Origin of the sequence: Exiguobacterium sp. 8H (genome assembly GCF_902506255.1) — a bacterium.
Lineage (GTDB): Bacteria > Bacillota > Bacilli > Exiguobacteriales > Exiguobacteriaceae > Exiguobacterium > Exiguobacterium profundum.
Window position 1 is genome coordinate 2,426,568 of record NZ_LR733429.1, and the last position, 12,760, is coordinate 2,439,327.

13 protein-coding genes and 1 other annotated feature are annotated in these 12,760 nt (G+C 48.2%); of the genes, 8 read left to right on the forward strand and 5 right to left on the reverse strand.

The annotated features are described in order from the left end of the window. The first annotated feature begins 10 nt into the window (after window positions 1-10). The 3 genes from GVY43_RS12585 to GVY43_RS12595 all read left to right on the forward strand — a co-directional run bounded on the left by GVY43_RS12585 (window position 11) and on the right by GVY43_RS12595 (window position 3,346). Window positions 11-646: an FMN-dependent NADH-azoreductase gene (locus GVY43_RS12585; RefSeq protein ID WP_078146124.1), complete on the forward strand. Its 636-nt coding sequence runs from the start codon at window positions 11-13 to the stop codon at window positions 644-646. A gap of 80 nt (window positions 647-726) precedes the next feature. After that, window positions 727-1,404 (forward strand): uracil-DNA glycosylase, encoded by a 678-nt coding sequence (locus GVY43_RS12590; RefSeq protein WP_074034942.1) that lies wholly within the window; start codon window positions 727-729, stop codon window positions 1,402-1,404. Window positions 1,405-1,548: 144 nt separating this feature from the next. After that, window positions 1,549-1,742 (forward strand) — a binding site (T-box leader). 44 nt (window positions 1,743-1,786) lie between these two features. Further along, window positions 1,787-3,346: an aromatic amino acid hydroxylase gene (locus GVY43_RS12595; protein WP_159563345.1), complete on the forward strand. Its 1,560-nt coding sequence runs from the start codon at window positions 1,787-1,789 to the stop codon at window positions 3,344-3,346. Between the two features lie 49 nt (window positions 3,347-3,395). Here the strand turns inward: GVY43_RS12595 and GVY43_RS12600 are convergent, their stop codons facing one another. Next, entirely contained in the window at window positions 3,396-4,394 is a 999-nt protein-coding gene (locus GVY43_RS12600; protein ID WP_159563346.1) for an alpha/beta hydrolase, read from the reverse strand. 30 nt (window positions 4,395-4,424) lie between these two features. After that, complete coding sequence (locus GVY43_RS12605) at window positions 4,425-5,246, reverse strand: Cof-type HAD-IIB family hydrolase (RefSeq protein ID WP_159563347.1); 822 nt, start codon at window positions 5,244-5,246, stop codon at window positions 4,425-4,427. Between the two features lie 129 nt (window positions 5,247-5,375). Here GVY43_RS12605 and GVY43_RS12610 point away from each other — a divergent pair, with 129 nt between their 5' ends. The 4 genes from GVY43_RS12610 (at window position 5,376) to GVY43_RS12625 (ending at window position 9,295) form a co-directional block, all read left to right on the forward strand. Continuing rightward, window positions 5,376-6,068, forward strand: coding sequence for a response regulator transcription factor (locus GVY43_RS12610; RefSeq protein WP_015880495.1), 693 nt, complete (start codon window positions 5,376-5,378; stop codon window positions 6,066-6,068). Continuing rightward, window positions 6,065-7,444 (forward strand): cell wall metabolism sensor histidine kinase WalK, encoded by a 1,380-nt coding sequence (locus GVY43_RS12615; protein WP_074034934.1) that lies wholly within the window; start codon window positions 6,065-6,067, stop codon window positions 7,442-7,444. Before GVY43_RS12610 ends, GVY43_RS12615 begins: the two co-directional genes overlap by 4 nt. A 64-nt stretch (window positions 7,445-7,508) precedes the next feature. Continuing rightward, the gene (locus tag GVY43_RS12620) at window positions 7,509-7,874 is read left to right on the forward strand and encodes a DUF1499 domain-containing protein (RefSeq protein ID WP_159563348.1); all 366 of its coding nucleotides are present in this window, start codon (window positions 7,509-7,511) and stop codon (window positions 7,872-7,874) included. Then, window positions 7,871-9,295 (forward strand): NAD(P)/FAD-dependent oxidoreductase, encoded by a 1,425-nt coding sequence (locus tag GVY43_RS12625; protein ID WP_159563349.1) that lies wholly within the window; start codon window positions 7,871-7,873, stop codon window positions 9,293-9,295. The genes GVY43_RS12620 and GVY43_RS12625 overlap by 4 nt, the downstream gene beginning before the upstream one ends. A gap of 33 nt (window positions 9,296-9,328) precedes the next feature. Here GVY43_RS12625 and GVY43_RS12630 read toward each other — a convergent pair whose 3' ends face one another. The 3 genes from GVY43_RS12630 to GVY43_RS12640 form a co-directional block, all read right to left on the reverse strand. Beyond that, on the reverse strand, window positions 9,329-10,108 hold the full coding sequence (locus GVY43_RS12630; RefSeq protein ID WP_074034931.1) for a flagellar motor protein MotB: 780 nt from the start codon (window positions 10,106-10,108) through the stop codon (window positions 9,329-9,331). Then, complete coding sequence (gene motA, locus GVY43_RS12635) at window positions 10,086-10,868, reverse strand: flagellar motor stator protein MotA (protein WP_015880500.1); 783 nt, start codon at window positions 10,866-10,868, stop codon at window positions 10,086-10,088. The genes GVY43_RS12630 and motA overlap by 23 nt, the downstream gene beginning before the upstream one ends. Before the next feature lie 86 nt (window positions 10,869-10,954). Then, entirely contained in the window at window positions 10,955-11,206 is a 252-nt protein-coding gene (locus tag GVY43_RS12640; protein ID WP_230235447.1) for a hypothetical protein, read from the reverse strand. A gap of 140 nt (window positions 11,207-11,346) precedes the next feature. On the opposite strand from GVY43_RS12640, the gene GVY43_RS12645 reads away from it, so the two are divergent. Continuing rightward, window positions 11,347-12,726 (forward strand): TrkH family potassium uptake protein, encoded by a 1,380-nt coding sequence (locus tag GVY43_RS12645; protein ID WP_159563350.1) that lies wholly within the window; start codon window positions 11,347-11,349, stop codon window positions 12,724-12,726. Window positions 12,727-12,760: the final 34 nt, after the last annotated feature.

Sequence of the window (12,760 nt, forward strand, 5' to 3'; positions counted from 1 at the left end):
GGATTACACGATGACTAAAGTATTATATGTATCGGCTAACCCGAAACCAACTGAACTTTCATACAGCAAACAAGTGGCAGAAACATTCGTTTCGACACTCCAAGCAGAAAATCCATCAATCGAAGTGGAAGCAATCGAACTCTACGATGTTGATGTTCAAGAAATCGACGGAGATGTGCTCAGTGCATGGGGCAAATTCGCTTCAGGCGAAGCGCTCACTGATGTAGAAGCGAAAAAGGTAGGCACAATGAGCGGCATGCTTGAGAAATTCATGGAAGCGGACCTTTACGTGTTCGCGACTCCAATGTGGAACTTCTTCTTCCCAGCACGTATGAAAATGTTCCTCGATAGCGTTCTCATGGCAGGTAAAACGTTCCGTTATACGGAGCAAGGTCCTGTCGGCTTGCTTGAAAACAAACAAGCGATCCACATCCAAGGGACAGGCGGAATCTACACAGGAACGGACCTTAACTTCGCAGACGCATACCTTCGCCAAGCGCTCGCGTTCGTCGGTGTATCTGAAGTGACGACGGTAGCGGTCGAAGGGATGAACCAATACCCAGATAAAATCGAAGAGATCGTTGCAGACGCGAAAGCGAAAGCTGAAGCACTTGCGAAAGAAGTTGCAGGCGCAGTAACGGTATAACCTAGAGAGACGAGTCGATTGACTCGTCTTTTTGTATGCATTTATTTTGGGTATGATACAAAGGGAAAGGGGAGTATGCAATGGCAGATCAGTTATCGAGTCGACTACTTGGAGATTGGACGGATATTGTCCAAGAAGAGATGAAACGACCTTATTTTCAACAGTTGAAGCAATTCGTCGACCAAGCTTATGAAGAAACGATCGTTTACCCGGCCCGAGAAGATATTTGGAACGCATTTATTCACACAAAATTTAGTGAAGTGAAGTGCGTCATTTTAGGGCAAGATCCGTACCACGGACCGAATCAAGCGCATGGACTCAGTTTTTCGGTGCAGGACGGGGTTCGTTTCCCACCGTCTCTACGAAACATCTTTCAAGAACTAAAAGATGACGTTGGATGTGATCTCCCGAAGAGTGGCAATCTCGAGAAATGGGCGAAACAAGGCGTCCTTCTCTTAAATACGGCACTGACGGTTGAAGCGGGAAAGGCGGGCTCTCACCGTGGAAAAGGATGGGAACAGTTCACTGATTCCATCATTGAGCGGCTCGGGAGTCGTGAGGAACCGATTGTATTCATCTTGTGGGGAAATGATGCGAAGAAGAAAATGAAATGGATTGGAGACCAACATAAAGTGCTCACGTCGGTACATCCAAGTCCTTTGTCATCCCATCGTGGATTCTTCGGTTCTAAGCCATTCTCCAAAGTAAACGATACATTGAAGGAGTGGGGAAAATCTCCGATTGAGTGGTGTCTCTGACAGTTTGCGAAAATTCGCAGGCTGTTTTTTGTTGACGCTTTTGTTTAGCTTTGGTAGAGTAACTAACAAGACGTCACTTTAGTGCTTAAAAGCATATATGCATAACAGCATAACTGTAGAAAAATATAAAGAATTGGATATGTAAGAAAAGCGAAGAAAGAACCGAAGTAGAGACATCTTCCCTGGCCCAGAGAGCGTGTGGTGCTGCGAACACGCCCAAAAGATGAATCGAATTACAGTTCCTGAGCTCTCATCATTGAGCGGTCCCCCGTTATCGGATCAAGCGGCTAGAATTTTTCTAGCAACCAGGGTGGTACCGCGGCTTTGTCGTCCCTATCGATTCAATCGATAGGGATTTTTTGATTTTAAAGGAGGACTTCACATGTTGACACAATCGATTCCAAAACACCTAGCCCCACATATTTCACCGCAGTTCTACAATGAATACACACCAACAGATCATGCCGTTTGGCGTTTCGTGTTGCGGTTGAACTTGCACACGTTAGAAGGGAAGGCGCATCCGTTTTACATCGAAGGATTGAAACGGACGGGAATGGGACCGGATCGATTGCCGAACGTCGAACAGATGACGGATGAGATGCAGGCGGCAGGATGGTCGACGGTCGCAGTGGATGGGCTCATCCCCGGCGTTGCCTTTTTTGACTTCCAAGGAAACGGGATGCTCCCGGTCGCGACAGACATTCGGAAAGTCGAGAATATTTTATACAGTCCAGCCCCTGACATCATTCACGAGGCGGCGGGACATGCGCCAATGTTGATGGACCCGACGTTTTCGGCAATCGTCAAACGCTTCGGTCAATTAGGGGCCAAGGCGTTCATGAACCGAGAAGAACATGCCTCGTTCGCCGCATTGAAACGATTGACGATTGTGAAGGAGAATGCGAATTCGACTGAACAGGACATCGAGGCGGCGGAGAAAGCCGTACATGAGGCGAAAGCGCAAGTGACTGGCTTTTCTGAAGCACAACAGGTCGCGCGTATCTTTTGGTGGACCGTTGAATTCGGATTGATTGGTGACCTCGACAACCCGATGATTTACGGGGCAGGCCTCTTATCATCGGTAGGAGAGAGCCGTCACTGTCTGACAGATGCGGTCGTCAAACATCCATTCGACTTGGAGCACGCGCTACAGACGAAGCAAGACGTGACAAACATGCAAAAAGAGCTATTCGTTATTCCAAACTTTGAGACGCTCTCTTCTGTCTTAGATGAACTAGAGGGAAGAATGGCGATTCGAAAAGGTGGGATTGAATCTGTGGCGAAAGCGTTGGCGTCAGGAAGTCAATCGACGATTCGACTTGAAGATGGATCAGAACGTGTCGGCATCGTTCGTCACATGACGGAGTCGAAAGAACATACGCTCATTCAATGGGATGAATGTTCAATTGTACAACATGGACAGCTCACGCAAAAAGAGCGACACGGGCTACTGATCGCTCATGACACAGAGTCCGCGCTCGATCGCGATGACCTCTTTGAGGACGGGATGAGCATTCGGCAAGCATGTGCATCCGGTGCACTCGAAGACGTGACGGTTCACCTAGAAGGACGGACGATCTCACTCGACTCGCTAGAAGTACGCGTCGATTCGCTTCCATCAGTTTTCCCAGGAACAACGGTAGACGAGCTGATGATGATTGAAAAACCGGTGATCATCGAACGGGATGAACGTGTATGGACGAACGATGATCCGATGTTCAACCGCATCCATCTCATGCGTGAGCGGGGAGAATCAATCGATGGTCTCATCCCAGAGATTTTAACGAACCACCCTGACGCCTGGTTATTACACATCGAATGCCTGGAGTTGGTGAAGGATGAAGGACTGAAACAGACATTGATTGAACGTCTTGAAGCATTGCGTCAAACTTCCCCATCCCGAAATGAATTGATTGGTCGCGCGTTCGAACTATTGCGCTAACGAAAAGAGGCGACGTTTTCCACTGTAGGAGAACGTCGCCTCTTTTGCATTATACAGATTGATTTGTCGTTTCACGTAAGAACGTAATCAAACGACGATACGTGGAATTAGCCGCTGGGCGGTCCATTTCGAAGTAATAGTTATGGCCAAGCTCGTGCTCGTTCCGATCATAAAAGACAGTCGTGACATCCGTACGTCCTGAAAGAATCGTTGCAAATTCCTTGGCCTGCTCCTCAAAGGAATGGTCATTCCCGTCCGCGATAAACGTTGGGACGAATGTGGCCGGTACATTGACGAGTGGCGACGCTTCAGCAACGACCGAGAGAGTCTCCCAATTGTATGTGCCGAAGTATGCCCATCCGATTCGTTTGAACAAGAAGCGGTTCACTGACTTCGATGATTCGAGCCATGTGCGCTTCAAGTCGAGCGGTGCAGACAAGAGGATGGCACCGAGGATTGAGGATTTTGGTACGACTTGTCCCACTTCAGCAGAAGGTGAATAGTCGTCATTCAACTGGATCCCGACAAACTGTGCGGCGAGCTGTCCACCATTCGAATCACCTGCAAAGAAGACGCGGTCTAAATCGAGACGGAAGCGGTCATTGTTCTCAGCGATGAACGAGTACGCTTCTTCGATTTGTTTGAGCGGGGTTGGGTACATCACGTCAGGTGCGAGTGCGTAATTGATACTGACGACGTTGTAGCCGTTACTCGCAATCGAAGTGGCGTATTTTAACACATCCGATTTATCCCCACCGACGAATGATCCGCCATGTACCCAAAAAATTGTAGGGACCGTGCGGCTATTTCCTTCATAACGGATCAAATCAAAGGTTCCATTGTCATAAGAAGACAAGTAGTCGATGTCTTTTCGGACAGACGTCTTTTGAACGACTTCCTCGAATCCCTTCATCTCCACTTCGTTTCCCCCCGCAAACGAAGTTTTGATTAAACGTGTGGCTGGTTTCGGTGAGAGGAACACATAAGCCGCTCCTGCGACCGCAGTTCCAATCAATCCGACTCCAGCTCGTTTCAACCCTTTATTCATCTTCCTTCCTCCCTTTCTACAATCAGAAGCTTATTGCGTGACGAGTACGTCCGCCATGTACGTTTCGATGACATGAGCGATTCCGTCTTCGTTGTTTGATTTTGTGATGAAGTCCGCTTTTCCTTTGACCGTCGTGTTAGCATTTCCCATCGCGACGCCGAGGCCGGCCCATTCAATCATCGTCAAATCATTGTTTCCGTCACCGCAAGCGATGACTTCTTTTTGTGCGATGCCGAGTTGATCTGCTAGGAAGGCGAGACTCGTTCCTTTTGTGACACCGGCTTCAGTAAACTCAAGGAAGAACGGTTTTGAACGGGCTACAGCCAATTTCCCGGCCAATTCTGTTTGTAGCTTCGTTTCGATTGGAGCGAGTGTGTCGCCATCCGCAAGCATCAAACATTTGACGACCGGAGCTGTCACGGCATCTTTAAAGTTGTCGACATGAATGACCGGCATTCCCGTCAATTCACCTTCGATATCCGTATAAGGGTTCGGGCGATCGGTTACGATTTCGTTACCGACGTACGTATGAATCGCGATTCCTTCCCGTTCACTGATATCATGGAGATGGGCGACTGTATCCGGCTGGAGCGTGCTCGAGAAAATCTCCTCGTTTGTCGCACAATCGATGACCGAGGCACCGTTGAACGATAAGATGTAGCTTCCGTATTTCGCAAGTTCTAATTCACGGGCTGCTTCCCACATCGCAAACGTTGGTCGTCCGCTCGCGAGAACGACTTTATAGCCGCGCGCCTGTGCATCGAGAAGTGCTTCTTTTGTCTTAGGGGAAATCGTATGGTCGCTCGTGAGGAGCGTATCATCCATATCCAATACAATCATCTTGTAACTCATAGTAGTAGGGGGTCCTCCTTCAGAATCTAATGACTCCATCCTAAACCTTTTTAAGGTCAATTGACAACCTTGTCGCAAAAACGTAACTATAATGTAGAGAAGTGAACTCTAGAAGAGGTGGAAATCGATATGAATCGAATTTTAGTAGCTGAGGATGAACATGCGATTCGCAGCTTCATTATTGTCAATTTAAAACGAGCCGGATTCGACGTCTTTGAGGCGACGAACGGGCGAGAAGCGGTCACCGCATTTGACCGTGAACCGTTCGATGTTGTCCTATTGGATGTCATGATGCCGGAAATGGACGGATTCGAAGCATGTGCTGCCATTCGTGATCTTGACGAAAATGTAGGGATCATCATGTTGACGGCACGGACGCTCGAAGAAGATAAAATTGAAGGGCTTGGTAAAGGTGCAGACGACTACATCGCCAAACCGTTCAGTCCAGGTGAATTAGTGGCGCGCATCCAAGCGTTGTTGCGCCGTGTCGAAAAAGTGAAACGAAAAGATTCGAAACGCTTAAAGTCGGGACCGTTCGCAATCGACCTCGCCGCGAAACAAGTGACGAAGTATGGACAGTCGATCGATTTGACGCCGACCGAGTATGACTTGATCTGTCATCTCGTCCAAAACGAAGAGATCGTCTTGTCACGTGATGCGCTACTCGATGCTGTATGGGGCGTTAACTATTTCGGTGACCGAAAGACAGTCGACGTCAACATTCGTCGCTTGCGTCAAAAAATTGAAGATGACCCGAGTCATCCGGTCTACATCGAGACGTTGTGGGGTCACGGATATAAATGGCGGAGACATGAGGCATGAAACAACAGTTAGTCATTCGCATGATGATTGTCGTGACGATCGTCTTGCTCTTGCTCGTCAGCATTTTGTCTTACGGGACGTATCGCTACTATTACGAGTATGAGTCGGAAGCGTTACTAGGTCATGCGACAACGAGTGCATATCTATACCCTCAAGCCCAAGTTGGGTTTGAAACGCCGAGCGCCTTTTCAGTCCTCGTCCGAACATTCGGATATCCTGGAACTGATTTGACGATTGTCGACCGGAGCGGTTCGATTGTCAAAACGACGGGACAACGAACAAGGCAGGCCTCTTTCTCTCAAGAACAGTTACAGCAACTGTCGCAAGGAGAGTCCGTCGTGCAGGACTATGACGTCGGGGATGAACATTACTTGTCGGTCACGAGTCCCATTATGACGAACGATACGTCCGAGTTTGCCATCAGTTTCACGCGACCGCTTGAAGACTTGGACACGCTCATTCGCGAAATTTGGATGACGGTCGTCATGATTGGCGTCTTGATCTGGTTGCTCGCCCTATACACCGTCATCCGGATTGCCGATCGCTTCGTCAGACCGATTCGTCACATCATCGAGGCGGCCGATGAGATGGCTCAGGGCGACTTCGATGTATCCGTTGAGTCAAATGAGAAACATGAGCTTGGAGCCTTGGCTCGAACGCTCACGTATTTAGGCGCGAAAGTCCAGCAGCATCAGTCGACACGTAACGAATTCCTCTCGAGTGTATCGCACGAACTCAGAACACCACTCACATCGATTAAGGGATGGACCGAGACGATTCGGGGTGGTGATGAGAAACTATCTGAAGAGACGGAGCTCGGTTTAAGCATCATCCATTCGGAGACAGAGCGCATGATCGGTCTCGTCGAACAGCTTCTCGACTATACAAAAATTGAGGAGAGTCGGTTGGTCTTGTATCGCCAAGAACTGGACCTGGTCTCTTTGTTACGTCAAGTGACTCTGCAATTAAAACAGTCACTTGAAGACAAAGGCATCACACTCATCGAACGCTATCCTCAAAAATCGGTCGGACTATTTGATGAGAATCGTTTGAAACAAGTGTTCTTAAATATCCTCGAGAACGCGATTCGTTTCTCGCCAGACGGAGGAACGTTGACCATCCGCTTCGTGCAATCGGAACGTGTTGCCTTCATCTCGATTATCGATGAAGGTCCCGGCATTTCACGAGAGCATTTGCAGCGCATCACCGAGATGTTCTATCAGGCTCATGTCACAGAAGGTAGTAGCGGGCTTGGACTTGCGATTTCAAAAGAATTGATTGAAGCGCATGAAGGCAAACTCGTCATCGAGAGCGAGGTCGGACACGGAACGACGGTGACCGTCTTATTGCCGCTCGACCCGAGTGAACTACATTAATAGGATTAAACCTCCCGAATTCAGGCTACATATAGATGTATGTAGACTGAGGGAGGTTTTTATAATGGCCAATCAATCTTTGAAGCCGTTAAAAGGAAGTCCGAATGCCGTGTCAACCCAAACTTCAATTGAAGAATTGCGGATGGACCCACTGCCGTATGCAGGCAGTCGCGGGCAATCAATTGAAGCCATTAAGATGGCGATGAATCAGTTGCCGCGGGCTGAACTGGTGAAGGAAACAGATGAAGGACTTCATTATGTAGTGACTTCTAAAGTGATGCGATTTAAAGATGATGTCGATTTTTTATTTGATGATGCTACTCAACAAGTCGAGTTTCGATCTGCGTCGCGTGTCGGCTATTCAGACTTTGGCGTGAATCGAAAACGAATGGAAGATGTGAGCGAACGATACCGGAGGTTGATTCGATGAAGGACTATCAGTTGATTGTCATCGGTGGCGGTGCTGCCGGGATGACGGTGGCCGCAGGGGCTGCGAATTTAGGCGCAAAGGTCGCACTTGTTGAAAAGAACAAACATTTAGGTGGTGACTGTCTGCATGTCGGATGTGTGCCATCGAAAGCGTTGATTGCCGCTTCAAAAGAAGCGAATGCGATGATGCGCGCGGCCCGAGTTCTCGGAACCGAGTTCAATGGACAAGAGCATTATCAAATGTCAAAAGCGCGTGTCGACAAAGCACGTGCCATTATTCAAGACCATGACGGGACAGAACGTTTTGAAAAGATTGGCGTCGACGTCTATATCGGAGAAGCCTCGTTCCAAAGTCCGCACGAATTAAAAGTAGGGAACGAGTTATTGATCGGGAAAAAATTTGTCATCTCGACGGGGTCGAAACCGACAGTTCCTCCGATTGATGGACTTGATCAAGTCCCATACTTAACGAACGAGACGGTCTTTGAAGAAGAGACGCTCCCGGAGAGCCTGATTGTCATCGGCGCCGGAACGGTCGGACTTGAATTGGCCCAGTCCTTTGTCCGACTCGGCTCACAAGTGACCGTGCTAGAGGCGCAGGATGATTTCCTACCTAAAGAAGACGAGGACGTCGCCACCTATTTGAAATCTCAACTCGAGATGGCGATGCGCTTGAAAATCGGCGTAAAGGTCAATCGAGTCGATGAGGTCGATGGCCGCATTCGTGTCACGACAGAGGTGAACGGCGAAACGGTCGAATATGAAGCGGACAAACTGCTGATGGCGACGGGTCGCGTTCCCCGAATCGATGCGCTCCGTCTCGACCGGGCGAACGTTCAGGTGACGAAAGGGTATATCGATGTCTCGTCGTCATATCGGACGTCACAATCTCATATCTTTGCGATTGGAGATACGATCAAGACGCTCCCATTCACACACGCCGCTGGAGAAGAAGGGAAGGCGGTTGTCGCGAACGCGCTCTTTGGATTATGGAACAAGGTCGACTATAGTAAGCTCCCGTGGATCACATTCACAGACCCTGAGGTGTTCCACGTCGGGATGACGGAGAGAGAAGCGCGAGAGCGTTACGGTGACGACATTGAGACGTATGAAGCGAAACTGTCCGAAGTGGACCGTTTCATTGCTGAACGCCAAGAAGCAGGCTTTGTCAAAGTGATTACGAAGAAAAATGGAAAAATCATCGGAGCTCATGCAGTCGGTGAATCGGCGGGGGATTGGATGCAAATTGTCGTTTATGCGATGCAACGTGGTGACAAAATCGGGAAGCTGTCTCGTATGATTTACCCGTATCCGTCGCGAAGTGAGGCCGTGAAGAAAGTGACAGACCTTTACTGGCGGAAACGATTGTTCGAAAGCCCACTCACCGAACTGGCGAGACGCTACTTTAAATTGATGCAATAACACAAATCACCCACTCGAACGAGTGGGTGATTGTTAGTTTGGTAAGGTGATGGTTTCAATCATCTTCGGTTCGCCCTCAGAAAGGTCGACGAGTGGTTTGATCAACACCTCGACACGTCGGTTTTTAGAGCGACCTTCTTCTGTATCGTTCGTCGCGATCGGTTTAAACTCACCGTAACTCGCGAGCGTGAATTGAGCCGGGTTCAAGGCATCATTTGCCAAAAGGCCACGCATGAACGCGGTCGCACGTGCCGAACTGAGTTCCCAGTTTGACGGGAAACGTGCTGTATTGATTGGAATGTTATCCGTATGGCCGGAGACGACAATCTCTCGCTTGCCCGCCTTCTCTAAAATTTGACTGATGTTTTGTGCGACGTTACGAGCATCAGCATCGAGAGTCGCCTCTCCTAAGTTGAACAGGGCACGGTCTTGAATCGTCAAGACGAGACCACTTGAATTGATCGTCGCTTTGATTTGGCTTTCGAGACCGTTCTTTTTAATGTATTTGTTTACATCTTCTTTTAACTCGTCAAGTTGAGCCAATTCATACGTCCGTGGGTTGGCGGTCGTATTGGTTTTGTCTGTGCGACTGATGTCACTGTTTGAGGCAGTCGAAGCTTGAAAGACGCTGACGCCTCCAGAGAACACCTGGTTGAATGACTGTGACATTTTCTCAAGCTTTGTCTGGTCGATGTTACTCGATGCGAATAGTACGATGAAAAGCGCGAGCAACAGTGTCAACAAGTCGGCGTAAGGAATCAGCCAGCCTTCGGGAATATGTTCTTCATGATCATGCTTCTTTTTGCGCTTCATAGTCAGCTCGCTCCTTTGGAGACAAATACACAGACAGTTTATCTTCTAGCGTTTTTGGAGATTCACCACTTTGAATCGATAAAATCCCTTCAATCATCATTTCCTTGATGATGACTTCACTCTTCGAATACTGCTTCAGCTTGTTTGCAAACGGGAACCAAAGCACATATCCGGTGAAAATCCCGAAAAGTGTCGCGACGAAGGCCGCAGAAATGGCATGTCCGAGCTTTTCGATATCAGATAAGTCTTTTAAGGCAGCAATCAATCCGATAACGGCTCCGAGTACCCCAAGTGTCGGGGCATATGTTCCGGCTTGAGTGAAGATATCAGCGTTTGCTTTATGACGCTGTTCCATATTCTCGATGTCGCGTGACATGACTTCCGCAATATATTCGGAAGGTTGACCGTCGATGACCATCATCATGCCTTGGCGTAAAAATGGTTCTTCGACTTGTTCAAGTGCCGTTTCGAGGGAGAGGAGTCCCTCTTTTCGGGCTTGGGTCGACAAGTCGACGAATTGCGTGAGCAATCCGGACTTGCTTGGGAGTTCTTGTTTTTTGAACAAGATTTTAAACAGTTTTGGAACATTCTGAAGTTGTTCCTTCGATACAGCGATACTGACAGCCGCGGCTGTACCGACGAAAATGATAACCATTGCGGCAGGGTTGATCAGCGGCGCAACACCTGCTCCTTTTAATAGCATTCCACCGACGAGGGTGAGGAACCCGAGTATGAGTCCGACTAACGTAACGACATCCATGTCTTTGTTTTCCACCTTTCCGAAATAAATCAGGACAAAAAAAGCGAGAGACGCCACTCGTCTCCCGCAACATGCGTTCCCGATGATTAAGCGCCGTTTTCATCAATCAGCATTTGAATGCTGATATTTCGTTCTTCACGCTCTATATCGGTTAATACGTCGTATTTTTTTAACAATGCGTACAATTGATTCACGACTTCTTGCTCGAGTGACCAATTGAGTAACTCTTCTAGCTGAAAATAAAGGTGAGCGGGCATACATTGTGACTGGCGCTCCAACCTTCGTGAGACATCCTCTATCGAATGATCTACCGTACTAGGGTCCACGGTTTCATTCAACCTCCTCAACATTCTTAAAGTCTATCTCCCATAATACCAAAAAATCGAAGAAAGCGTTAGAGATACATTTTCTTGTTGGCATTTATAAAAGCGAGGAGTAACATGGGGCTTAGAATAATAGAAGTGAAGGGGATGTCGTGATGCGACATAGATTGTCAGCGCGTGAGTTGCGCTTGAAACGAATCGAGGTGCTTTACCGAGTCGTATTTGAAAAACCTGCGCGTTTTATCGCGGGAGGATTTTTACTGGCGATTTTTATTGGAGCCACTCTTTTATATATGCCATTTGCGCAAGAAGAATCGGTTTCTTGGATTGATTGTTTGTTTATCGCAACGTCTGCCGGAACGGTCACTGGACTATCGACAGTCGACATCGGCTCCTCGTTTACCCTGTTTGGTGAATTGGTCATTGTCGCCCTCATCCAAATCGGGGGTCTTGGATTTATGACAATCGCCTTGATGTTGTTAAGTGTACTAGGGAAGAAAATCGGATTAAAACAACGAATTTTGTTACAAGAATCATTGAATTTAGCCGGACCGGGGGGGACAGTTCGTCTCGTTCGGAACATCGTCTTCACGACAGTCATCGTGCAGTTTATCGGGATGTTGTTTTTGACGTTCGAGTTGTTTAGTACAGAGAACTATTCTTTTGGAACAGCACTTTATTACGGTTTCTTCCATGCAGTGTCTGCCTTTAATAATGCGGGATTCGCATTATTTCCAGACAGTCTCATGTCATTTGAGCAGAACACAGCCATCATTGTGACCATCGCCCTCATGATTATGATTGGAGGTCTTGGATTCACGACGATTGCCGATGCCACGGAAGTGAGAGGCTGGAAACGTCTCGCCCTCCATTCAAAAATCATGATTTTGTCACTCTTGGTCATCAATGGTGTCGCTTGGTTCGTCCTCATGATGTTTGAATGGGTATCGAACGAAGGGGTATTGTATGGTCGATCCCTCGGTGAGGCGTTACATGTGACGTTTTTCCAAGCCGTGACGACAAGGACGGCCGGCTTCAATTCCATTGACATCGCGACCATGGCTCCAGCCTCGATCGGTTTGATTTTGATTCTGATGTATATCGGGGCAGGAGCGGCTTCGACCGGGTCGGGGATCAAAGTGACGACGCTTGCCGTTATCTTTGCGGATATGTGGGCCTTCATCGCAGGTAAGAAAGAAACGGTCATCATGGAGCGGACGATTGATGCGTTTCAAATCAAAAAGGCATACGTCGTCGCCATCTCAAGTTTCTTGTTCATTATGATGATCACGACACTCGTCATTTTGTCGAACGGCCACATTCCGGCGACTGCCATTCTATTCGAGACGGTCTCGGCGTTTGGGACAGTAGGGTTATCGCTCGGCATCACAGCGGAATTGAATGATGCCGGGAAGGGGCTGATCATGTTCATGATGCTTCTCGGACGTGTCGGATCGTTGACCATTCTCTTTACCGTCGCACGTCAAGCCGACCGGAAGATTCGCTATCCGAAAGAGAAGATTTTGATTGGTTGAACATGTATTGTAGGCTGCATTCCTCATGAAGGAG